This window comes from Marinobacter santoriniensis NKSG1 (assembly GCF_000347775.1).
In the GTDB taxonomy this organism is placed as follows: Bacteria; Pseudomonadota; Gammaproteobacteria; order Pseudomonadales; family Oleiphilaceae; genus Marinobacter; species Marinobacter santoriniensis.
The window spans coordinates 147,674-170,703 of sequence record NZ_APAT01000022.1 but is presented as its reverse complement, the minus strand read 5'-3'; the positions used below and the strand labels follow the sequence as shown (position 1 = coordinate 170,703).

Annotated in this window: 23 protein-coding genes; 11 read left to right on the top strand and 12 right to left on the bottom strand. The window is 60.4% G+C overall.

Annotated features, from left to right (window positions below):
• Positions 1–49: 49 nt before the first annotated feature.
• Positions 50–1,177, bottom strand: a complete 1,128-nt coding sequence (coxB, locus tag MSNKSG1_RS14890) for a cytochrome c oxidase subunit II (protein ID WP_008940116.1) — start codon at positions 1,175–1,177, stop codon at positions 50–52.
• Positions 1,178–1,386: 209 nt separating this feature from the next.
• On the opposite strand from coxB, the gene MSNKSG1_RS14885 reads away from it, so the two are divergent.
• The 7 genes from MSNKSG1_RS14885 (at position 1,387) to MSNKSG1_RS14855 (ending at position 8,338) form a co-directional block, all read left to right on the top strand.
• Positions 1,387–2,718 carry an MATE family efflux transporter gene (locus MSNKSG1_RS14885; protein WP_008940115.1) on the top strand — a complete coding sequence of 444 codons (1,332 nt, stop codon included), beginning with the start codon at positions 1,387–1,389 and terminating at the stop codon, positions 2,716–2,718.
• Positions 2,719–2,912: 194 nt separating this feature from the next.
• Positions 2,913–3,563 (top strand): hypothetical protein, encoded by a 651-nt coding sequence (locus MSNKSG1_RS14880; protein ID WP_008940114.1) that lies wholly within the window; start codon positions 2,913–2,915, stop codon positions 3,561–3,563.
• Between the two features lie 16 nt (positions 3,564–3,579).
• Positions 3,580–4,221, top strand: a complete 642-nt coding sequence (locus MSNKSG1_RS14875; RefSeq protein WP_008940113.1) for a methylamine utilization protein — start codon at positions 3,580–3,582, stop codon at positions 4,219–4,221.
• A complete protein-coding gene (locus tag MSNKSG1_RS14870) occupies positions 4,221–6,563 on the top strand; it encodes a putative bifunctional diguanylate cyclase/phosphodiesterase (RefSeq protein ID WP_008940112.1) in 2,343 nt (780 codons plus the stop codon). The genes MSNKSG1_RS14875 and MSNKSG1_RS14870 overlap by 1 nt, the downstream gene beginning before the upstream one ends.
• Positions 6,563–7,435, top strand: a complete 873-nt coding sequence (locus tag MSNKSG1_RS14865; RefSeq protein ID WP_008940111.1) for a DUF3034 family protein — start codon at positions 6,563–6,565, stop codon at positions 7,433–7,435. Before MSNKSG1_RS14870 ends, MSNKSG1_RS14865 begins: the two co-directional genes overlap by 1 nt.
• On the top strand, positions 7,435–7,890 hold the full coding sequence (locus MSNKSG1_RS14860) for a group I truncated hemoglobin (protein ID WP_008940110.1): 456 nt from the start codon (positions 7,435–7,437) through the stop codon (positions 7,888–7,890). The genes MSNKSG1_RS14865 and MSNKSG1_RS14860 overlap by 1 nt, the downstream gene beginning before the upstream one ends.
• Before the next feature lie 61 nt (positions 7,891–7,951).
• Entirely contained in the window at positions 7,952–8,338 is a 387-nt protein-coding gene (locus MSNKSG1_RS14855) for a DoxX family protein (RefSeq protein WP_008940109.1), read from the top strand.
• 7 nt (positions 8,339–8,345) lie between these two features.
• On the opposite strand, the gene MSNKSG1_RS14850 is transcribed toward MSNKSG1_RS14855, so the two are convergent.
• Positions 8,346–10,145, bottom strand: a complete 1,800-nt coding sequence (locus MSNKSG1_RS14850) for a sensor domain-containing diguanylate cyclase (RefSeq protein WP_008940108.1) — start codon at positions 10,143–10,145, stop codon at positions 8,346–8,348.
• 161 nt (positions 10,146–10,306) lie between these two features.
• Between MSNKSG1_RS14850 and MSNKSG1_RS14845 the strand changes: the two genes are divergently transcribed.
• Both MSNKSG1_RS14845 and MSNKSG1_RS14840 read left to right on the top strand, forming a co-directional pair.
• Complete coding sequence (locus MSNKSG1_RS14845) at positions 10,307–10,534, top strand: DUF1653 domain-containing protein (RefSeq protein ID WP_008940107.1); 228 nt, start codon at positions 10,307–10,309, stop codon at positions 10,532–10,534.
• A 126-nt stretch (positions 10,535–10,660) separates the two neighbouring features.
• Positions 10,661–11,983 carry a Na+/H+ antiporter family protein gene (locus tag MSNKSG1_RS14840; RefSeq protein ID WP_008940106.1) on the top strand — a complete coding sequence of 441 codons (1,323 nt, stop codon included), beginning with the start codon at positions 10,661–10,663 and terminating at the stop codon, positions 11,981–11,983.
• Positions 11,984–12,346: 363 nt separating this feature from the next.
• On the opposite strand, the gene MSNKSG1_RS14835 is transcribed toward MSNKSG1_RS14840, so the two are convergent.
• Positions 12,347–12,598: a YheV family putative zinc ribbon protein gene (locus MSNKSG1_RS14835; protein ID WP_008940105.1), complete on the bottom strand. Its 252-nt coding sequence runs from the start codon at positions 12,596–12,598 to the stop codon at positions 12,347–12,349.
• A 56-nt stretch (positions 12,599–12,654) separates the two neighbouring features.
• Positions 12,655–14,700 carry an oligopeptidase A gene (prlC, locus tag MSNKSG1_RS14830; protein ID WP_008940104.1) on the bottom strand — a complete coding sequence of 682 codons (2,046 nt, stop codon included), beginning with the start codon at positions 14,698–14,700 and terminating at the stop codon, positions 12,655–12,657.
• Between the two features lie 210 nt (positions 14,701–14,910).
• Between prlC and MSNKSG1_RS14825 the strand changes: the two genes are divergently transcribed.
• Positions 14,911–15,453: a gamma carbonic anhydrase family protein gene (locus MSNKSG1_RS14825; protein WP_040886964.1), complete on the top strand. Its 543-nt coding sequence runs from the start codon at positions 14,911–14,913 to the stop codon at positions 15,451–15,453.
• Between the two features lie 176 nt (positions 15,454–15,629).
• On the top strand, positions 15,630–16,082 hold the full coding sequence (locus tag MSNKSG1_RS14820; RefSeq protein WP_008940102.1) for an Hsp20/alpha crystallin family protein: 453 nt from the start codon (positions 15,630–15,632) through the stop codon (positions 16,080–16,082).
• A 44-nt stretch (positions 16,083–16,126) separates the two neighbouring features.
• Here the strand turns inward: MSNKSG1_RS14820 and MSNKSG1_RS14815 are convergent, their stop codons facing one another.
• The 8 genes from MSNKSG1_RS14815 to MSNKSG1_RS14780 all read right to left on the bottom strand — a co-directional run bounded on the left by MSNKSG1_RS14815 (position 16,127) and on the right by MSNKSG1_RS14780 (position 22,865).
• The gene (locus tag MSNKSG1_RS14815) at positions 16,127–16,441 is read right to left on the bottom strand and encodes a PA4642 family protein (protein WP_008940101.1); all 315 of its coding nucleotides are present in this window, start codon (positions 16,439–16,441) and stop codon (positions 16,127–16,129) included.
• A 128-nt stretch (positions 16,442–16,569) separates the two neighbouring features.
• Positions 16,570–17,403 carry a type VI secretion system protein TssL, long form gene (tssL, locus tag MSNKSG1_RS14810; protein ID WP_008940100.1) on the bottom strand — a complete coding sequence of 278 codons (834 nt, stop codon included), beginning with the start codon at positions 17,401–17,403 and terminating at the stop codon, positions 16,570–16,572.
• 3 nt (positions 17,404–17,406) lie between these two features.
• Positions 17,407–18,180 (bottom strand): motility protein A, encoded by a 774-nt coding sequence (locus MSNKSG1_RS14805; protein WP_008940099.1) that lies wholly within the window; start codon positions 18,178–18,180, stop codon positions 17,407–17,409.
• Between the two features lie 46 nt (positions 18,181–18,226).
• A complete protein-coding gene (gene aroE / locus MSNKSG1_RS14800; RefSeq protein WP_008940098.1) occupies positions 18,227–19,054 on the bottom strand; it encodes a shikimate dehydrogenase in 828 nt (275 codons plus the stop codon).
• Positions 19,044–19,973: an oxygen-dependent coproporphyrinogen oxidase gene (hemF, locus tag MSNKSG1_RS14795; RefSeq protein WP_008940097.1), complete on the bottom strand. Its 930-nt coding sequence runs from the start codon at positions 19,971–19,973 to the stop codon at positions 19,044–19,046. Before hemF ends, aroE begins: the two co-directional genes overlap by 11 nt.
• Positions 19,974–19,981: 8 nt before the next feature.
• Positions 19,982–20,554 (bottom strand): L-threonylcarbamoyladenylate synthase, encoded by a 573-nt coding sequence (locus MSNKSG1_RS14790; RefSeq protein WP_008940096.1) that lies wholly within the window; start codon positions 20,552–20,554, stop codon positions 19,982–19,984.
• A gap of 39 nt (positions 20,555–20,593) precedes the next feature.
• Entirely contained in the window at positions 20,594–21,772 is a 1,179-nt protein-coding gene (gene dprA, locus MSNKSG1_RS14785; protein ID WP_008940095.1) for a DNA-processing protein DprA, read from the bottom strand.
• 76 nt (positions 21,773–21,848) lie between these two features.
• The gene (locus MSNKSG1_RS14780) at positions 21,849–22,865 is read right to left on the bottom strand and encodes a LysM peptidoglycan-binding domain-containing protein (protein ID WP_008940094.1); all 1,017 of its coding nucleotides are present in this window, start codon (positions 22,863–22,865) and stop codon (positions 21,849–21,851) included.
• Between the last annotated feature and the right edge of the window lie 165 nt (positions 22,866–23,030).

The window sequence follows — 23,030 nt, the reverse complement described above, 5'->3', positions numbered from 1 at the left end:
CCCGTTTTCGCCGCGTCGTTGTCTGGCGATCGTTGTTATCTGACGTCGATTACTGCTGCTGTTTCTTGTAGTCCAGTATTTGCTTCGGTGTGACCATATCGCCCATGTTGTTGCCCCAGGCGTTGCGCTCGTAGGTGATGACCGCCGCCAGGTCGACCTCACTCAACTGTTTTCCGAAGGCCTGCATGGCGGTACCCGCCCGACCGTTGAAAACCACATCGATATGCCCTGCCAGTTCGCCGGTCGCGACCGGGCTGCCAATGAGGGCGGGGAACGCCGGCGGTGAGCCCGAGCCATCGGGCTGGTGGCAGGCCGCACAGGTTGTCTGATAAACCTTTTCACCCCGGGCCACCAGTTCCTCCATGGTCCAGTCTTTCTGGGTCAGTTCCCGCTCCTTCTCGGCGGCGGCCTTCTGATCGCTGACCCAGGCCGCGTACTCCGGCTGGGGTACGGCTTTGACCACGATGGGCATGAAGCCGTGGTTCTTGCCGCACAGCTCCGTACACTGGCCCCGATAGATTCCGGGCTCATCCACTTTCGCCCAGGTTTCATTGATATAGCCGGGAATGGCGTCTTTCTTTACGCCGAATTCGGGCACCCACCAGGAGTGGATGACGTCGTTGGAGGTCACGAGAAAACGTATCTTCTTGCCCACGGGGACAATCAGCGGGTTATCCACTTCCAGCAGATAGTGTTCGCCCTTGTCCTCGCGGTTGCTGATCTGGTCGGGTGGCGTGGCGAGATTCGAAAAATAGCCAAAGTTGTCATCGACATACTGGTATTGCCATTTCCACTGGTAACCGGTGATCCGTATATTCACGTCCGACTCGGTGGTGTCGTACATGTTAATCAGGGTGGCGGTCGCCGGAATGGCCATGATCACGAGGATCACAAACGGTATGATGGTCCAGAGAATCTCGACCACCGTGTTCTCGTGGAAATTGGACGCCTTGTGTCCCTGGGATTTGCGGTGCGCAAAGATCGACCAGAACATGACGCCGAACACCACAACGCCGATAGCGACGCAGATCCACAGAATGGTCATGTGGAGGCTGAAGATATCGTTACTGATGCCGGTCACCCCCGGGCGCATGTTCAGGGTCCAGTCCGCCTGGGACCAGGCCGGGAACATCAGTCCACCCAACAGGGCACCTGCCCGCTTAGCGTGCACGCGCATACTGTGTCTCCACAGGTTGTTATTCTTGTTGGATTTTGCGTTTCCCGGCTGACTCGACGGCGCCGGCTATGGGCCGGGGTCGCCAAGATCAGGCCGGAAGCCTGCTTTCAGATACTTCAAATTCGAGTATAGACACGGATCAAAAAAAGACTAAAAAATCACCTAAACCTAAAACTGCTAACCCGGGAACCTTAATAATTTTTAATAATATGCCGCTCCGCCTGTCTGTCACCGACCGCCGTCTCTGGGCGCTCGCGTGGCCACTCATGCTCACCAACCTGACCGTACCCCTGCTCGGCTTGGTGGACACGGCCGTCCTCGGCCACCTGGACCGGCCGGAGTACCTGGGCGCGGTGGCGGTGGGCGCCAACCTGTTCACGATCCTGTACTGGACCTTCGGGTTCATGCGTATGGGCACCACCGGCCTGGCGGCCCAGGCCCGGGGCAAACGGGACGCCTTTGCCCAGACCGCCTTGCTGCTTCGTTCGGTCATGTTGTCGACCGGTATCGGGTTATTGCTGATTCTCGGCCATGGTCCGTTGATCCAGCTCGGGCTTACCCTGATGAATCCCGGGCATGAAGTCAGGATACTGGCCGGGGAATACGCATCCATCCGGATCTGGAGCGCTCCGGCCGTGCTCTGCCAGTACACCCTTGTGGGCTGGCTGATCGGGATGCAGATGCCCCGCGGCCCGATGATCATGCTGATCGTCGCCAACGGCCTGAACATCCTGCTGGACGTTCTGTTTGTCACCGGCCTGGGCTGGAACAGCCGCGGCGTGGCCATTGCCACCATCTGCGCGGAATACGGCGCCGCCATCATCGGCGCTGCCATCGTGCTCAGCCGGCTGCCCGCCGGCCGACGACTGGACCGGGCCCTGTTTGGCCGAGTATCCGACTACCTGGCGATCCTGAAAGTGAACCGGTACATCATGGTCCGTACCATCGCCCTGCTTCTGGTCCTGGCCTTTTTCACCGCCCAGGGAGCCCGGCAGGGTGACATCATCCTCGCCGCCAACGCCGTCCTGATTACCTTCTTGCTGGTCATTTCCAACGCCCTGGATGGCTTTGCCAATGCCGCCGAGGCACTGATCGGCGAGGCCATCGGGCGGGGCAGCCGACGCCGGTTCCGACAGGTGTTCATCAGTGCACTGCGCTGGTCACTGTGGGGGGCGCTGCTGCTCACGGTGATCTTTGTCCTGGGGGGCCGACACCTGATCGGACTGCTGACGGGAATCGAGTCGGTCCGTGCCACTGCCAGCCATTACCTGCCGTGGCTGTGGCTGCTGCCGTTCACCGCTGTGTGGGGGTTTCTCCTGGACGGCGTCTTCATCGGCGCCACCCGAACCCGGGACATGCAGAACACGATGCTGTTCTCGGCCCTCGGTGTGTTTCTACCGGCCTGGGCACTCACCACAGGTTGGGGCAATCACGGACTCTGGTTTGCGTTGATCGCCCTGATGCTGGCCCGGGCTGCCAGTATGGGATGGCTTTTCTGGCGCCATACAACCCGGGGAACGTGGTTCGAAAATCTCCGGTGAGATGTTCAATCTGTAACATTTTGCGACGCCTTTTTACCGGTCCGAAACCGGCAAATCAATGAATGTCGGCTACACTACTCAGAAACGGCAGGCCGTGGTCAACGACGACCACGCTGACTGCCCTCCCAGACTTGCTCTGAACAACGGGAGGCGCCTTGCGACCTCAATTCGTTCAAACATCGGCATCTCCTGAAATGACACCACAGGCAGTCCTTGAAATCATTGATCAGGCCCGACGCAAGGAAGCGAGAACCGGCAACTTCCTTCGCCAGATGCGCGAGAAGGCCGCGTCGTTGCCTGCCTCGGTGGTTATTGAGGGCTATCAGCCGGCCCTGTCGCTGTTCCAGTTTGCCGTGGAGTACATTGAAATGGCGCCCCGGCTGATCGAATGCGTCGAGGCCTGCGCACGGGAAGCCGGCAAGGCTGAACTGTTCGAACCGTTTGTCACATCCGCCACCCGCTACTTCACCCAGCCGTCGATACTGCTGGTACGTTACGACGGCCTCGACGGGCTGCTGATCCGAGCCTACCTCTGCCATCGCCTGATGGAAGAGATGTATGAAAACAACCGCTGCACCCGGGTCAGCGACCTGGTGGATATCGAGGCCACAAGGGCGAATATCCTGGTGCACCAGCTCATCGGCGAACCCTTCGCCAACGAGCTGGACGATGCCATCACCGTCACAGTCCTCCAGATCGCCGGCACGCCGGACTATTACGAATTAAATCTGGACCCGTTCGTGGAATTGTTTAACAATTCCGCCTGGAACTGGATGCGCCAGTACTGGGAAAACCTTCTGGTCAGGAACCACATTCATTTTTCACTGGGTTCCGGCCTGCTCTAGCCGTATCAGGATCTTTATGAGACGCTCTATCGCCCTCTGGCTTGCGCTACTGACGCTGCCCGCCCCATCTCTTGCCGCCGAGATACCGATTACCGTCCGGGATGATAATGGACCGGTTCCGGGAGTCGTGGTGGCCCTGACAGGGAAAGAGGCGGTGCCGCCAGTCACCACGGAAATCTACCAGAAGGATCGCCGTTTTCATCCAAAGATCCTGATTATTCCGGTCGGTTCGACCGTGGATTTTCCGAATCGGGACAACACCCAACACCACGTGTATTCGTTTTCCCCCGCAAAGACCTTCGACCTCAAACTCTACGCAGGCCGGCCGGAAGCACCGGTGGTGTTCGACAAACCGGGCATTGTTGAGCTCGGCTGCAACATCCACGACCACATGCAGGCGTTTGTGATCGTCACCAACACCAGCGATATCGGTCGCACCGATAAGAACGGCCAGATCACCCTGTCCGCCGAGGCAGAGGACATGGATGGCCAGACCGTCGCCATAAAACTCTGGCACCCACGCCTCCCGGACAACACCCAACCGGAAATCCGGAAGATTACCCTTGGCAACCCCGCCAATCTGCACATTCGCCTGACACCGGAACCGACGGGCGATGACTCTCTCGAACGTCTTCAACAACGCTTCCGGGAGCTGTAATGACACCCCGCTTGCAGATCGGCTTCCGCGGTCGCCTGATCGCCGCCATGGTTGCCCTGGCGGCACTGATCAGCCTGGTGATTGGCGCGCTGATGATGGTGTATCTGTTCGAAGATGAGCAAGATCGGGCGCAGGAACAACTGACCATCGGTGCCCGGGTGACGTCCGAAGTCATGGCTCGACGGCGGGCGCTGGAGCTGTCCCGGCTGGACGTGGTGGTCAAGGATTTCGGATTCCTCTCTGCCGTTGCCAGCCGGGACAGCGCCACGCTCGACAGCGCCCTGGAAAACCATAGCGCCAGGGCGGGTGCGGATCTGGCGCTGCTGCTGGACAACCAGGGCAGGGTGATGGCATCGACCCTGAACCATTCATTGTCGACCACCCCGGAGGCACTGCTGACCGAAGCGAGGCAAAAGGGGTTTGCCAGCTGGATGGTTGTTCTCGACGACGTCGGCTATGAACTGCTGGCGGTCCCGGTCCAGGCCCCCGGTCTGCGAGCCTGGCTGCTCGCCGGTTACCGCCTGGATAACGAGCTTGCCGGAATCATCGCCGAACTGAGCGGTACCCGGGTGCTGTTTCGGGTACACGCGAAGAATGCCCCGGCATTTCCTCCATTCGCTACCAGCCTCGATAAACCGTTGCAGAACGATGGCCCCGTCGAAACACCCGGGCTCGCTTTCAATGCACATTACTTCACCCGGACCATCGATCTGGGGCCGGGAAATGACGAGCAACTCCAGGCGTTACTTCTCATCAGCCGTGAAGCCAGTCTGCAAAACTATTATCAACGCGCGGTGGAAACCGGCCTGCTGGTTCTCGCCAGTCTGGCGCTGGCCATCCTTCTGGCGCTGGTCCTTGCCCGATTCCTTGGTCGGCCGGTCCTGCAGCTGGCCGATTATGCCCGTGCCATCGGGGATGGCGAGACGCCCGAGCCGCCGCGTATCGTTGCCAGCGGGGAGCTCCGACAATTAAGAAACGCTCTCCGGGACATGCTCGCCCGCTTGCGGGAGCGTGAAGCGCATATCCGGTACACGGCCACCCATGATGAGGTCACCGGGCTGGCGAACCGCACCGCCATCCTTGAGGCGGTCGCTGACGTGTTCGCGAAACGCAGGGCCTGTACGCTGCTTGGCATTCGCCTGGACGATCTGTCGAACATCAACGATACCCTGGGGCTGGAACTGGGGGACCGGGTACTGGAGAGCACGGGGGAACGCCTCAAGCAACACCTGCCGACGGCCCACCTGATCGCCCGAACCGGCGGCCGCGAGTTTCTGGCCCTGGTGCCACCACTGGAAACAGAGGCGATGCTCCATGACGCGGTCCAGGCGCTGCACCAATGCTTCGAGCAGCCCCTGCAAATCGACCACACACCCTTTGCGATCCGGACCACCGCCGTTGCCATGCAACTTCCTGCCGATGCCGGCTCAATCAATGAGTTCCGGCGCCGGCTCAACCTGACCTTTGATCGGGCTCATAAGGGTGGCGAGTCGGTGCTTCGATATCGTCCCGGCCTGGATGAAAACCATCTTCGCAAGCTGCAACTGATCGGCGACCTGCATCAGGCCATCCGGGACGATCAGTTGCAGATGCAGTACCAGCCGAAACTCGATCTGCGCTCCGGGAAACTGATTCAGGTTGAAGCACTGGTGCGGTGGATTCACCCGACCCTCGGGTTTGTTTCTCCGGAAGAGTTCATCTTCCTCGCCGAGCAATCCGGTCAGATCAATGAACTGACGGCCTGCGTTCTGCGACAGGTTTCCAGAGACGCCCGACGCTGGGCTAACACCGGCCTGGATGTTGGCGTTGCAGTCAACCTGTCCGCCAAAGACCTGACCTGGAATGATCTGTCGGATCATGTTGCCCGAGCGTTTGGGCAATGGCACCAGCCCATGGACCGGATTACGCTCGAAGTGACTGAAAGCGCCCTCATGGAGGATCCCGACAAAGCCCTGGCCACACTCAACCGCCTGAGAGATCTCGGGGTCACCCTGTCCGTCGATGATTTCGGGACTGGCTACTCGTCCCTTTCCCAGCTCCGAAAACTGCCCGTTCAGGAGCTGAAGATCGACAAGTCTTTCGTCCTTGACCTCGACACCGAGCCCCAGGATCAGCTGATCGTGCGGTCCACCATCGACATGGCTCACGGCCTGGGTCTGAAGGTCGTCGCTGAGGGTATTGAGGAACTGGCAAGCTGGCACCTGCTGAGACGATGGGGCTGCAACCTGGGCCAGGGTTTCGGCCTGAGTCGTCCGGTTTCCGCGGACGCCCTGGCGGAGACGGCGGCGCACCTCGCCACACGTATCGACGAACTGACACAGACACCTACGGAGAACCCGTGATGTATAGATGGCTTATCCTGCTTATGGCCGGGTTATTCGCTCCAACCACCGCACTGGCCGACATCGGTAGCCGGCTCTGGGCCACTGGCGGTGTCACGACTATCGAAGGCAGTGCCGGTGGCGGCCTGGTGCCCTGGGCGTTGCTGGGCAGCTATGCCAGCGATACCGAATGGGGAGGCACCGTATCCATGAGCCAGGCCCGGGTCGATGACTACACTCTGTCGGTGATCGGGGCCGGCCTGAACTGGCACAACCGCGTCGAGTTGACGGTGGCCCGGCAGACTCTGGACCTGGACACGCTGGTGTTCACACTGAAAGACAGTTTTGGTCTGGAACAGGATGAACTGAATCAGGATATCTTCGGTGCCAAGGTCCGCCTGTTCGGCGACGTATTATACAGTCGCTGGGGACAATGGTCTGCCGGCGTCCAGTACAAGCGGCAACGGGACTTCACGGTGCCATCAGCGATCGGCGCGCGTGACGACCATGGTATTGACGGCTATGTCAGTGCCAGCAAACTGTTCTTCGCCGCCATAATGGGCCGGAACCTGCTGGTCAATGCCACGGCGCGCGCCACTCGGGCCAACCAGGGTGGTTTGCTCGGTTTTGGCGGCGACCGCCAGAATGGCTACGAGGTGATGGCCGAAGGCAGTGCCGGCGTGTTCCTGGACCGAAAGTGGCTGGTAGGTATGGAATACCGGCAAAAACCCGACAACCTGGGCTTCGCCGGGGAAAGCGACTGGTGGGACCTGTTCGTGGCCTGGGTACCGGACCGCCGGCTTGCCGTCACGGCCGCACTGGTCAACCTTGGTGATATCGCCACGCTGACCGATCAACAGGGCCTGTACCTGTCACTGCAAGGAACCTTCTGATGACCAAATTCTCCGCATTTTATCGGTCGACCACCGGACCGCTGATGGTTCTTCTCCTGACACTTGGCGGCTGCCAGAACCTGCCATCCAGCGACAACAGCAGTGACCTCTACGAGCAGCTTGGCGAACGCAAGGGGATTGCCAGCATTGTCGAAGACATGTTGTACCGGATTGTCGAGGACGACCGGATCAACCAGGCCTTCAAGGGCGTGGATGTCGTCCAGTTTCACCGGAACCTGACCGACCAGCTCTGCCAACTCAGCGGCGGGCCCTGCACCTATACCGGTCGGAACATGCGTGAGGTACACAAGGCCATGGCCATAACCGATACCCAGTTCAATGCCGTGGCTGAGGATCTGATCCTGGCCATGGAGAAAAACGGGGTGCCTACGTCTGCGCAAAACCGGCTCCTCGCCCGCATTGTCCCGCTTTACCCGAGCATCAGGGGGCTTTGAGTCCCCGGAGATAGCCGTTAAGCTCTCCCGCTGATGATCCAATCCCGACAGGAGACACCCTTTGCTGGAAAATGCCGATCTCGGAAAACTCGTTCTTCGTCTGACCCTCGGCGGACTCATGCTGTTCCACGGTATCGCCAAGCTGTTGCACGGTGTCGGCTTCATTGAAGGGCAGCTTGCAGCCCATGGCTTGCCGACCGTCCTGGCCTACGGCGTGTTCATCGGCGAACTGTTGGCGCCACTGATGGTGATCCTGGGATACCAGACCCGGATCGGTGCGCTGCTGATCGTGTTCAACATGCTGGTGGCCATCGCATTGGTGCACACAGGCCAGTTGCTCTCGCTTGGCCAGGGTGGCGGCTGGGCACTGGAACTCCAGGGATTTTTCCTGCTGACCGCACTGTCGGTCGTGTTCCTGGGACCGGGCCGTTACAAGCTGAAGAACTGATCCCGGCTCACAGGTCGGGCGCGGGTGCCGCTGCCGAGTCCCGGTAAATCATCACCCGGTTCCGGCCTGACGCCTTGGCGGCATACAGCGCCTCGTCGGCGTGGCGCACCAGGTCGTGGGGCTCCAGGTCCCGACGTGGCGACAGGGTTGCCACGCCCACGCTGGTGGTCAGGTGGACCGGCGGCACCCCTTCCCGGGTGTGGACAGCCGTCCGGGCCACGGCCTGACGCAAGCGTTCAGCCACCTGGACGGCGCCATCCTCCGAGGTGGCCGGCAACAGCACCACAAATTCCTCCCCGCCATAACGAGCCACCAGGTCGCCCGAGCGCTGAACAATGCCGGACAGAACTTCCCCGAACGTCACCAGGCAATCGTCCCCGACCAGATGACCAAGCTCGTCGTTGACCCGTTTGAAATGGTCGATGTCGAGCAACAGGAGACTCAGGGCTTCTTTTTGCCGATGTGCCCGCTTCCACTCGGCGTGCAGCTTTTCCTCGAATCGACGACGGTTGGCGACCTGGGTGAGGCCGTCAGTCAGGCTGACTGATTTGATCTGTTCATAGGCCTGTTCCAGTTCCTCGGTTCGCTCCCGAACCCGGGACTCCAGGGTCAGATTGGCCTGGCGCTGGATGTCGAGGGCCCGATCCTGCGCTTCCTGTGTGCGGCGACGTTCCAGGTTGATCCGATAGGCGAGGGCAAAAGACAGCAGGATGACCTCCAGGGCCACCCCCGCCTGCGGTGCCAGTTCGGTCAGCGCACTTCGGGGCATGATGCCGAGCTTACTGATCGCCAGGACCAGATGTCCGGCCAGCAACGGCGTCCATGCCAGTACGTAGAACCCGCCCAGAACCTGGCCACGGCGCCACACCAGCAGGCCAATCAACCAGGCCGCGGGTGTGGTGATCGCAGCCAGCACACTGACCAGTTCGATGCCGCTCTGGTAGGGCCCGAACAGCCCGTACAACACCGACAGCCCGGAACCGATCACCACCGCCTGCATAAACCGGTAACTGGGCCGGCTGTAACGTGCCACCGACAGGAACTTCAAGGTGAAGACCGTCGCAAACAGCAACGCCAGCCCCACCGCCGGAACCGTGAAATACCGGTTCAGGATGGGCGTGTCCGGCCAGAGCCACTGAAACACCAGCCCGTGGAAATTCAGTTGCACGAGTCCGGAGGCAATGACGGCGAGCACATACCACAGGTAGGTGCTGTCCCGGACAATGGCAAACAGGAACAGGTTGTACATCACCATGGCCGTGAGAATCCCCAGGAAGGTCATCTGCCAGCCATAGGACAGCTGTTCATGGGCCAGGAACTGCGCCGAGGGCGTCACCGCGACCGGAACCTGCACCGATCCCTGGGTCCGCACCCGGATGTAGGCCGTGACCGGCTCGGTTTTGGAGGGAACGAGAAACACGAAATCCCGGTGATAAATGGGGCGGGAGCTGAAGGGACGTCGGTCACCCGTGCGATGGCTTTCGATCATCTGTCCGTTCCGGACCCAGAAGACCGACACGTCGTCCAGCAGGGGATAGCCAATTTCCAGCACGCGGTTCACCGGTTGGGGAGGTACCGGCACCCGCAGCCAGAAGGTCCCGTTGCTGAATCCCCGGTTGAGCACCTGACCGGCGTCAAGCGTTTGCCACCGGGACTCCGGCAGGCTTTGGACCTGCACCAGGCTATCGTCGGCGCCGGGCAGCTCGATCCAGGAAAAACCGACCGGCGCCGCGCATGCCGGTCCGGCGGACAGCATGGACAGAACCAGCAAACAGATTCCCAGCGCGAAGGTTGGCAGGCGGCTCATAACGGTTTCCGGTTTTCCGGCCCTGTTTGTTGAACTACACTCTGATTCCCGGAGTGGAAACTTGGCGCATCCCTGCCGTGTTGATATCAGTTTAGACGCTCAATGCGCGCAAGTCCCCGCGACTTTCCGGGTAAACGGCACCATTTCCCGAGAGACCGAAGATGACCGACAGAAAAGCAACCATCGAACCGGGACGTTATCGACACTACAAGGGCATGGATTACGAGGTGATCGGTACGGCCCGACACAGTGAGACCGAGGAGCCCCTTGTCGTCTATCGATGCCTGTACGGCGATCACAGCCTGTGGGTGCGCCCTCTCGCCATGTTCCGGGAGACCGTCGAGGTGGCGGGAGAGCAGGTCCCACGCTTCGCCCGCCAGGACGACTAGCCTCCACGCACCTTCGGCAATCCCGCTTTGACTCCACCGGTCATTTCCTGCACATTACCGCGCTTTTCGTAGCGCCGACCCTCACAAGGGGCCGGTGGTTGTCCCAATTCCTATCCGGAGTTTGCCATGAATGCCGTTGTTGCCGCGGTACTGATCATGCTCGTCCTGAGCCTGTGCCGCATCCATGTTGTTGTCGCCCTGATCATCGGTGCCATCTCGGGCGGCCTGATTGCCGGTCTGTCCCTCGAAACCACCATCAATGCCTTCAATAACGGCCTGGGCGGAGGCGCCACCGTTGCCCTGTCCTATGCCACCCTCGGTGCCTTTGCCGTCGCAATCGGCAAATCCGGCCTGGCCCATGCCCTGGCCGACAAGGCCCTGGCGCTGGTGGGCAAACAGGACGACGGCGCGGCTGCAACAGGCATCCGTTTCGTGATCATCGGCATTCTGCTAGCCATTGCCATCTCCTCCCAGAACATCCTGCCGATCCACATCGCCTTCATTCCCCTCGTGGTACCGCCGCTGTTGTACGTGATGGCAAAGCTCAGGATGGACCGACGGCTGGTGGCCTGCGTTCTCACCTTCGGCCTGATCACCCCGTACATGTTCCTGCCGGTCGGTTTCGGCGGCATCTACCTGAATGAAATCCTGCTGGCGAACATCAGTAACAACGGCGTTGCCACCGATGGGCTCAATGTCATGAGCGCCATGGCCCTTCCGGCTCTCGGCATGCTGGTGGGTCTGATCATTGCGGTGTTCTTCAGCTATCGGGGCGAACGCCGTTATGACATGGAGGCCATTGCCCGGACCGAGCGGGTGAACGTCACCTACAGCCCGCGGACCCTGATCATGGCGCTGGTTGCCATCGTCGCGGCCTTCGTGGTGCAGCTCTGGCTGGACTCGATGATCCTCGGTGCCCTGGCCGGTTTCGTGCTGTTCAACGTGTCAGGCGTGGTGAAGTGGAAGGAAGCGGATGATCTGTTCACCGAAGGCATGAAAATGCTCGCCATGATCGGCTTCATCATGATTGCCGCCAACGGGTTTGCCGAGGTGATGCGCGAGACCGGCGACATTGCCTCGCTGGTCCAGGGCTCGGTCGCCGCCATCGGTGACAACAGGCCACTGGCGGCGTTCCTGATGCTCGCCGTGGGCCTGCTGATCACCATGGGCATCGGGTCGTCGTTTTCGACCATCCCGATCATTGCCGCCCTGTACGTCCCGCTGGCGCTGCAGATGGGTTTCAGCCCCCTGGCCATCGTCGCTCTGGTCGGCACCGCCGGTGCGTTGGGCGACGCCGGCTCCCCGGCCTCGGATTCCACCCTGGGCCCAACCGCGGGCCTGAACGTCGACGGCCAACACAACCACATCTGGGATACGGTGGTGCCGACCTTCCTGCACTACAACCTGCCATTGCTCGGCTTCGGGTGGTTGGCGGCGATGGTGCTGTAATTTTGGAGTACGCCCGTTTCCCGTAGCCTGCAGGCTTTGGGGCTTGAGAGGGCGCGGGTACTCCTTTCCTCTGGGAAAAATAACTCGCTGCGCTCAGACATCTTTTTCCCGGCAGAAAAGAGTACCCACACCCTCTCGTTCAAACATCACGGATATGTCCGGAAAAGCATCTTTCAGCACGATATCGGTCAGCGAGTAGAAGACGTTTTTCAAGCGATAACAGAGTGGTCTTGACGTGAGGGGGTAGGGGGATTTTTTCCCGCCAGAAATGGATGTCTGAGCGCAGCGAGTTCCATTTCCAAGGGAAAAACATCCCCCTGCTCCCTCGCAGCCCCCATACCTGTCAGGCTACCAGAAGGAGGATCAATCCTCCTGCCCGGACTTGAAGAACACCACCTGCTGAACCGTGTGATCGTCTTCGTTGCTGCGCTTGTTCACACGGGTCTCCAGTTCCAGCGACCCGGCATCCGGTTCCTCGGTCATGGCATCGGTGAAGCCGCAGGCCACGCACTCGCGGACCTGCTTGTCGTTGTCATCGGTGAACATCATGATTTTGTCCATCTCCGCACAGCGGGGACAGACGGCGCCGGCGATAAAACGTTTCGGACTCGCCATAACTCAACTCCCGATAAGGTACACGGCCGTCTCTACGACGGCCGACTGCAATGGGTTCAGGCGGCTTCGTCCGTGATGCCGGATTGTCTCAACAGGGCATCGACCTGCGGCTCCCGGCCCCGGAATGCCTTGAACAGCTCCATGGGCTCGCGGGAACCGCCTTTCTCCAGAATGTTATGGAGGAAGGCCTTGCCGGTGTCCGGATCGAAAATACCGTTTTCCTCGAACAGCGAGAAGGCGTCGGCCGCCAGCACTTCCGCCCACTTGTAGCTGTAATACCCGGCGGCGTAGCCTCCGGCGAAGATGTGGGAGAAGGCGTTGGGGAAGCGGTTGAACTCGGGGGCTTCCACCACGGCGATTTCGTCCCGGACCTTGCGGTGCATGTCCAGCGGGTTGGTCGGTGCCTCTTCGCTGAATTCCGCATGCAGGCGGAAATCAAAGAGCGAAAATTCCAGCTGGCGGACCATGCCCATGCCCGACTGGAAGTTTTTCGCCGCCAGCAGCTTCTGCAGAAGATCCTCCGGCAGCGGTTCACCGGTTTCATGATGGCTGGCAATCAACGCCAGTGATTCCGGATTCCAGCACCAGTTTTCCAGGAACTGGCTGGGCAGTTCTACCGCGTCCCAGGCCACGCCGTTGATGCCGGACACGTCCAGCACATCCACCTGGGTCAGCATGTGGTGCAGTCCGTGGCCGAATTCGTGGAACAGCGTGGTCACCTCGTCGTGGGTCAGTAGCGATGGCTTGCCGTTGACGGGCGGCGTGAAGTTACAGGTCAGGAACGCCACCGGCAACTGGAGCTGGCCGCGAAGGTTGCGCCAGCGGACCCGGCAGTCGGCCATCCAGGCACCGCCACGCTTGCCCTGTCGGGCATAAAGATCGAGATAGAACCAGGCGACCGGCTCGCCCCCCCGGCTGATGCAATAGGCGGTGGCATCCTCATGCCAGGTTTCAACTTCCGGCCGCTCCTCAATCTGGACGTCGAAGAGCTTCTCGGCGACCCGGAACAACCCCGGCACCACCTTGTTGACCGGGAACCAGGGACGCAGGGTTTCCGGAGATATGTCGTACTGCTTCTGGCGCAATTTTTCGCTGTAGTAACCAATGTCCCAGGCCTGCAGCTCATCCATGCCCTGTTCGTCGCGGGCAAAGGCCTTCAGCTCCGCCATTTCCTTTTCAGCGACCGGCTTGGACTTGGCGGCCAGCTGGTTGAGAAATTCCATGACCTCGTCGACACTGCGCGCCATCTTGGTGGCGAGCGAGCGTTCGGCAAAGTTGTTGAAGCCCAGCAGCTTCGCCAGCGCATGGCGGCGCTTGAGGATCTCGGCCATGACCGGGGTATTGTCCCAGGTGCCGGCATCCGGACCCTGGTCCGAAGCCCGGGTGACAAACGCCTCGTAGACTTCCCGGCGCAGATCCCGGTTGTCGCAGTAGGTCATCACCGGGAAAAAGCTCGGGAAATCCAGGGTAATCACGTAACCGTCGAGTTCCCTCTGTCGCGCCGCCTGTTTGGCCCCTTCGATGGCGGTCTCCGGCAGCCCCGACAGCTCGTCCACGTCGGTGATGTGTTTGTACCAGTGCTGGGTGGCATCCAGGACATTGTCGCTGAACTTGTTGGACAGCTCCGCCAGCTCCCGTGACAACTCGGCGTACTGTTTTTTCTGGTCGGCGGGCAGGTCGACACCACCGAGATGGAAATCTCTCAGGATGTTGTCGATGGACTTCCGCTGGGCCTCACTCAGATCCTTGAAATCATCCCGGGCCGCCAGCTTCTTGTAGGCGTTGCACAGGGTTTCATTCTGACTGATCTCGGTGCTGTACTCGGTGAGTTTCTCGAGGCAGTTCTTGTAAACTTTCCGCAGCTCGTCGTTGTTCATCACGCCATTGAGGTGGCAGATCACCGACCAGGCGTTACTCAGCTTGTCTTCCAGCGCCTGCATCGGCTGCGCCAGGGTCTCCCAGGTGGGATCGTCCTGTTCCGCCAGCTGGCTGATTTTCATCCGGTTCTCGCTGAGAATCTGGTCAATGGCCGTTTCCATGTGCTCGGTCCGGATATGGTCGAACTTCGGCAGCAGATCGTCGGTCAGCAAAGGGTTGTTCATAGGTCCTCTTCTCAGCTTCAGGTTTGTCAGGTAGCTTCAGTAACTCAACCTTGGGGTGAGGGCGCCTTTGGCGGACACACTTTCCAAAACACGCTCAGGCACGTCCATGTGGCGCTTGAGCTCCGCCATCCATGGCTCCGCACAGTTTTGGAAAGTGTGTCCGCCAAAGTCACCCCCGATCCAAGGGGTAAACCAACAAGGGTATATGTAATGACGAATGTACGCGCTCACAAGGGTATTACGCCACATTTTGGCGAACGGAGTTGGGTGGACCCCAGCGCGGTAGTCATCGGAGACGTGCAAACCGGTGACGATTGTTCCATCTGGCCGATGACGGTCGTGCGCGGTGATATGCACCGGATCCGGATCGGTGACCGGTGCAGTATCCAGGATGGTTCCGTTTTGCACATCACCCACGCCAGTGACTTCAACCCGGGCGGCCACCCACTGACCCTGGGGGACGACGTCACAGTCGGTCACAAGGCGCTGTTGCATGGCTGTACCATCGGCAGCCGGGTTCTGGTGGGCATGGGCTGCATCATTATGGACGGCGCCGTGGTCGAAGACGAGGTCATCGTCGCCGCTGGCTGCCTGGTGCCTCCCGGAAAGACCCTGAAATCGGGATACCTCTACGTCGGTTCCCCCTGTAAACAGGCCCGTGCACTGACGGACAATGAGCGAACCTTCTTCACCTACACGGCGGCGAATTACGTCAGGCTGAAGGACGAATACCGGGCCGGGGAGAAAGGCTGATACAGGTCAAATTTTGATCGGCACCTCCTTGAAAACGGGTCGGGCAGTCCTACATTCCGAAATAGCCGATGTTCACGGAGTACCGTCCGGGTGGCGCCACCGGTAGGAAGTGGTTCCGGGAACGAAGCTGAAACTGTCGATTCAGATTCGTTTAATGCGAAAAGGAGGACCTTTCCATGAGCAACCTGACACGCTGGAATCCGATTAACGAATTCGAAGACCTGATGAACCGTTACAACCGGATGTTCGGACTGACCCGCGCCGGCGAGCGCGAGGGACGTGATCTGTTCAACCGCAGCGACTGGTCGCCGGCGGTGGACATCAAGGAGACGGACAAGAACTTTACCATTGAGGCCGAGCTGCCGGGGATGTCCCGGGACGATGTCAAAGTCACGGTGCACGATGGTGTTCTGACCATCCAGGGAGAGCGGAAGCAGGAAGAGGAAACCAAGGACAAGAAAGTCCATCGGGTTGAGCGCTTTTACGGCAGCTTCCTGCGCCGGTTCACCTTGCCGGACAACGTTGACGAGAATTCGGTCAAGGCCAATTTCAGGGACGGCATGCTGACCCTGACCATCGACAAGGCCGAACCCAGGGAACCGAAAGCAATCGAAGTTGAAGTGAATTAACCGCGCCTGCCGGAGCAGGATGCAAGCAGGGCAGCGGGCCGGCGTCAGCCGGCCGCTGCTGTCCGTTGGGCACCCGCTCGCTCCAGTGCCTCAGCGTAGGCGCCGCCACGACGGTGTTCAGAAATCTGATCCAGGAGTGTTCGCCCGGACTCGTCGGGTGCATTGAGATCACGACCGGCCTCAACGAAGAACCCGATAAAGCGCTCGAAGTCCTCGGCGCGCATGGCCCGGTAGGCTTTGAGCAACACCTCGAAATCCACGTTAACGCTGCGATCATAGGGTTCGATCGCGAGAAAACTTTTAACCCGCTCGTCGCTCCATTCCTCACCAATGACTTTTGGTTTATCCGGTCCGCTCATAATCGCTCTCGACTGTCCTCAGGTTTGTTCGCAACGTCGGTTACCCGTTTCATGCGCACAGTATAAGGATTTGAAACAACAGGAGTTATATGAATTGCGAATGAGAATCTGCAACCCGAGCATAAGGCTCAGGGCATGATCTCCACCGGGAGGGATCCCTTGGGCGCCGAGCCCTTGCACGTCGGATTGCGGATGGCAATTTCAACCCGACGGTTTTTCGCCCGGTTTTCTGGACTGTCGTTGGGCACCAGCGGATTGGTTTCGGCGCGACCGGCGGCAATGACCCGGTCCGCCGGGATCTTCCGGTTCATGACGAGTTCGTGCACCACCGAGACCGCCCGGGCGGCAGAGAGATCCCAGTTGGAGCGGTAGCGGTTGCTGGTGATGGGCCGATCATCGGTGTAACCGGACACCAGCACATCGCCCTTGCAGGCGGAGAGCACTTCCACCACCCGGTCGATGATCGGAATCATGTCCGGTTTGATGTCCGCCTCCCCGGACTGAAAGGTTGCTTCTTCAGAGAAACGGATGACCACCTGGCTCTGATCGTAGTTAACACTGAGCGTGTCGGAGGCCACTTCCTGCTGGAGTTCCTGGATCAGGCGGCTGGCCAGATCGATCACGCCCCCGGGGATCTTGGTCTCGGCGCCGTCCCCGGCACGCTCGTCGATAAACTGGGGTTCGGTCTGCAGCGTATCGGTGGGCTCCGGCAGGGACACGGTATCCGACTCCACCGGTGTAATGGGCGAGCCGCCCACGGCATCAGCCAGGACATTGCTCGAACCGAAGGCCACGGCCATGGAATTGGCCATGGCGCGGTACTTGTCCACGTCCATCTTGGCAAAAGACAGCAACAGGATGAAAAAGGTAAGCAGCAGGGTTGCCAGATCGGCAAACGTGACAATCCAGCCCGGCGTCTCGTTCTTCAGGCGGATCTTTTTTTTCTGCCGGAGCACTTCCAAACCTCAGGCCTCCCGCTCCGGCGCCAGGCCGGTGCGATGCTCCGGGGTCACGAACGACGACAGCAATTCCGTCATGACTCTCGGATTCTCGCCGCGCATGATGTTGCGCATGGAGGTGGTGATCAGGATCTGGTTGCGGGTCTCGTCCTCCGCCTTGAGCTGGAGCTTGTCCGCCAGCGGCAGTGCCACCATCTGGGCAATGAATGCACCATACAGGGTGGTCAGCAGGGCAACGGCCATGGCCGGGCCGATGGTGGAGGGGTCATCAAGGGTGTTGAGCATCTGTACCAGCCCCACCAGGGTGCCGAGCATCCCCAGGGCGGGAGCGGATTCGCCAATGCCACGGAAGACTCTCTCGGCGACTTCGTATCGCTCCATGGTTTGCTGGGTTTCCTGGGCCAGGGCCTCTTCGACCAGTTCCGGCGGGTGTCCGTCCACGCAGAGATTGATCGCCTTCTGGAGGAATTCATCCCGGGTTTGATGGCTCTCCAGCCCCAGAATGCCTTCCTTGCGGACCACATGAGCAAGACGGCCCACTTCACGGATCAGCTCGGTCGGGCGGGCCACCCGATCGGTGAAGGCGGCTCGAAACGCCAGCCGGAACGCACTCATGACCGTGGGCAGTCGAAACTTGATGAGGGTGACGGCGAACGTGCCGCCGATCACGATGGCCAGTCCGGGGAGGTTCACAAAGGTGAGCAGCGAGGCGTTGGCCAACATCGCCAGAATGACGATCAGAATACCCGCCACCAACCCTACGAGCGTCAGAATGTCCATCGCCACCCCTTATCAGAATACATCGGCTGAAGCCGGTTGCCGGACCTCAGTCGGTCCGCAGTGTCTCGATGACCGCGGCAGTCCCGGGAAGCACGCCACGCCAGACACGGAATGACTCGGCCGCCTGTTCTACCAGCATCCCCAGACCATCGAACACCTGCGATGCCCCGTGTTCCAGGGCCCACTGGTTGAACGTGGTCGTCTGCAAAGAGTACATCATGTCGTACACCACCGTTCCGTCACCGATCACATTTGGCGACAGGGGTGGAAGATCTCCCTTCAGGCTCGCGCTGGTACCGTTGATGATCACATCGAACGGCGAGTCCGGTTGATCGAACCCGCACGCCGTCAGCCGGGTCTCATCCGCCTCCGGCGCAAACAACGCTGCCAGGGTTTCGGCCCGTGACAGGGTCCGGTTGGCAAGCACCAGCTCGGATGGATGCTCGGCCAGCAGCGGGCCCAGCACCCCACGGACCGCACCGCCCGCGCCGAGTACCAGTATGCGTTTGCCGGCCAGATCCACGCCGTGATTGTTCACCAGGTCCCGGACTATGCCGCACCCATCTGTATTATCGGCCACAAGCGCGCCATCTTGATCCTGGAACAGGGTATTCGCCGCACCGGCCTTTTCAGCACGTTCCGTGCGCCTGTACGCCAGGGCCCAGGCCTGCTCCTTGAAGGGCACTGTCACGTTCAGGCCCCTGCCGCCCTGTTCGAAGAAATGCCGGACCGTACCTTCGAAATCCTCCAGTGGCGCCTGGATGGCCGTGTATTCAACGGACTCCCCGGTCTGTTCGGCGAACAGGCTGTGAATGCGCGGCGATTTGCTGTGACTGACCGGATGGCCGATCACCGCATACAGGTCATTGCTCATGATGCTCTCCCAACCAGTCCCGACCGGTCAGGAAATACTCCGTCAGCCGAGCCTCTTCGGTACCCGGTTCGGGTACGCGGTTATAGTCCCAGCGCACCAGCGGTGGCAGGGACATCAGGATGGATTCGGTGCGCCCTCCGGACTGGAGTCCGAACAGCGTTCCCCGGTCGTAGACGAGATTGAACTCCACGTAACGACCCCGTCGATAGAGCTGAAACTCCCGTTGCCGGTCACCATAGGGAGCATCCATGCGACGACGGACAATGGGTTCGTAGGCTTCGATGTAGCTGTCGCCGATCGAACGCATGAACGCGAAATCCCGATCGAAATCCCCGGTATTGTGGTCATCGAAGAACAGACCACCAATGCCACGGGGTTCATCCCGGTGTTTCAGGTAAAAGTAGTCATCACACCACTGTTTGAAACGGAGGTAGGTATCCTCACCAAAGGGGTCGCACGCGCCCTTGGCGGTCCGGTGCCAGTGGACACAGTCCTCGTCGAAACCGTAATAGGGCGTCAGATCATAGCCGCCACCGAACCAGTAAACCGGCTCGGCGCCTTCCGGGGTGGCGACAAAGAACCGGACATTGGCGTGTGACGTCGGCACGTAGGGGTTGTGCGGATGAATCACCAGGGACACGCCCATCGCCTGCCACGGGGCGCCCGCCAGGTGGGGGCGATGGGCCGTCGCCGACGCCGGCATGGTCTCACCGGTCACGTGGGAAAAGTTCACACCGCCCTTTTCGAAAACCCGGCCGTCAGTAATGACCCGGCTGATACCCCCGCCCCCCTCGGGACGATCCCAGGCATCGGTCAGGAACGTGGCCTGGCCATCGAGAGCGCCGAGACGGTCGCAGATGGTTTCCTGCAGACCAAGCAGATAGTCTTTGACGGCCCGGGAATCGGGTTGGTATGCCATGAAATCTCCTATCGAAGCTGCTGACCCGTGACGATATCAATGATTCGGCTGGGTTTGCGATTACCGCCAAGATTGCCGGGCACAATCCGGTCCAGTTGATCACCAAAATAACGGCGCACCTGCCACGAGGAGCGCGCCGGCTGCCGGCCCGCCGGATTGCAGGACGTCGACACCAGGGGCATCCCGGCCGTCTCACAAAGCGCTTTCACAACCGGGTGTGCACTGACCCGAACCGCGATGGTTCGATGCTTGCCGCGCACCCATTCCGGCACCTGGCTGTGAACATCGGGTATCAGGCAAGTGACCGGGCCGGGCCAGTATTGCTGCGCCTCGCGACGAAGTTCGGGCGGCAGAGGGTCGAGCAGAAACCGGACCTGGGACACGGATGCCGCCACCAGGATCATTCCCTTCTCCATGGGGCGTTGTTTCAGCTCCAGGATCCGTTCCACCGCAAGGGCGTCCCAGGGATCGCATCCCAGTCCCCAGACCGCCTCCGTCGGGTAGGCGATAACGCCCCCGTCGAGAAGGGTTCTTCGCGCACAATCCAGGTGCCAGTCACTCAGAGGAAGAGGTTTGGCCATGTAACATATCATCTGATCGGTTTGGTAAAACGCACCGACTCAGGCCAGCCTGAGATACCCGCCGGGAGCAGAAGCCACCAGCCCCTGCAACTCCAGAAGCAGCAGGGACTGCATCAGCTGATCAGCGGACAAACCGGTGGCTGACGCCAGTGCATCGGTCGATACCGGATCATACCCTAATGCCCGAAACACCGCGATTTCCCGTTTCGCCAGGGCAGACAGGTCGGGCCCTTCAGCGGCTTCCGGCTTTTCGGTCACTGTCGGCTGCAACGACCACCAGGTGCCCAGCTCTTCCAGCACATCGTCCACGGTTTCCACCAGGCGGGCGCCCTGCTTGATCAGGTGATGACAGCCCCGGGCCACCGGGCTGTGGACGGAACCCGGTATCGCGAACACCTCCCGGCCCTGTTCCAGCGCCAGCCTGGCGGAGATCAGAGACCCGCTTTTCAGGCCCGCCTCGACCACCAGAATGCCCCGGGATAGCCCACTGATGATCCGGTTCCGCTGGGGAAAATGGCCAGCCCGGGCAGGGGTTCCAGGTGGGTATTCGGATACGATGACGCCCCGTTCCACGATTCGCCGGCCCAGCTTCTGGTGTTGCCGGGGATACAGGCGGTCCGGGCCGGAACCAATGACAGCGACCGTTGGCGCACCCGCATCCAGAGCGCCCGCATGCGCCGCACCGTCGATTCCGAGTGCCAGTCCGCTGGTCACCAGCAGCCCACGTTCACCCAGGGTTGCGGCGAACCGGCGGGCGTGATCCAGACCGGCCGGCGTTGCATGCCTGCTTCCGACGATGCCGATCTGGTCACGCTGGAGCAGTGCGGTATCCCCAAGACAATACAGTGCCAGTGGCGGGTTGTGGATATGACGCAGGGCTTCGGGGTAATTGTGATCGGGCCAGGTCAGGATGGTGATATTGCCTGCCCTGCAGTCCCGGACAATGGCCGCGACATCCATCATCAACGGATGACCACGGTCGCCTCGCTGCCAGGCAAGAATGCCGGTAAGAGCCTCAGCATTCAGCCCCATGGCGTGGAGCGTGGCAGAGCTCAGGGACAGGACATCACTCAGCGAATGCACCACCTGAAGGACCGACTGGCGCCGGCGGATTCCGAACCCGGGCAGCCGGGTCAGCAGGACCCAGGGCGCAGCGGGATCGGCAAGGGGATCATCAGCCAACAGAGGGCTCTCGCCCCCGGACAGAGAGGTTTTCATTACTTTTCATCCTTGAAAACGACAATGGCCGGGCAATCCCGCCCGGCCATTCATTCAACAACAGCCTGAAGTCGGATCAGGGGTTGGTCACCTTGTCTCCAACCGCCAGCGGACGGTTCGACTGGAGCACCAGGCCGTAGCTCATCTTTTCATACACCTGGAACACCATCATCAGGCCGGCACGTTCGGACGGCAGCTCGATGGTCTCGCCGGTGACCGGATCCCGCACCAGGTTACCGCTCTTGAGGACGGCCAGCACGTTACCGGATTTCAGACCATCCCGTTCGCCCCGGTTGATCACCACCACGTCGAACTGGCCGATCTGGCTGACCCCGCCATCGACCGCGATCATCAGGCCGGTCACCTTGTTATCGGGCGCACTTGGCACGAAGCTGGTGGCCAGCGGACGGTTGACGTTGGTCAGCAGGCGGTCACCAATGCGGACTTCCTGGTTGGAATTGGTCAGGGCCACGGTCAGGACATCGCCGTTTTCGGCGGTGATCTTGCCGGAACCGACACTGCGGGCTTCCAGTCCCAGGAATTCACCGGTTTCCGGATCTACGAACTGCTGTGTCCGACGGAAAATCCCCACCTTGTCCGCCGGCTTCTGGCCCCGGGCGTAAATACGGTCGCCGGCACCCGTAATGATCCGGCCATCTTCACCCTCCAGCACGTAAGGCGCACCGTTGAGTTCTTCCGGGGTAACCACACGGGTATCCGTCAGGAAACTGCTGATGGCGTCGAGCGGAATCGCCGGGATGGGCGTATCGATAGGTTCGGAGCGAACCTTGGGTGACAGTTTCACCACATCGTTGGTGGCCACCTTGGTGATGCGGGGCTTGCCATCGATGTAGACCAGGGCCAGGCGATCACCGGGGTAAATCAGGTGAGGGTTGGCAACCTGTGGATTCACGTGCCAGATTTCCGGCCAGTACCAGGGGTTCTTCAGAAATCGAGCCGAAATATCCCAGAGGGTGTCCCCTTTCACCACGGTGTAACGCTCGGGATGGTCGGACCGCAGCTCCGGTTGCGCCTGGGCCCAGGAGGTGAACAGCAGCATTGTGGCTGCCAGAGCGTACAGCAGTTTCCTCATTGTGTAAGTCCTTGATCGCGTGCCTTAAGGTCTTTGCATTCGGTTGATCTGCAACTGGTTACCTGCAGATTATTACTTTGTTATTCCTGTTACTATAGAAGAAGTCTCGGAAATTGTGATGTTATCTTTTGTTCTTCCAGTAAATTCTATCCCGCCGTCAAAAGA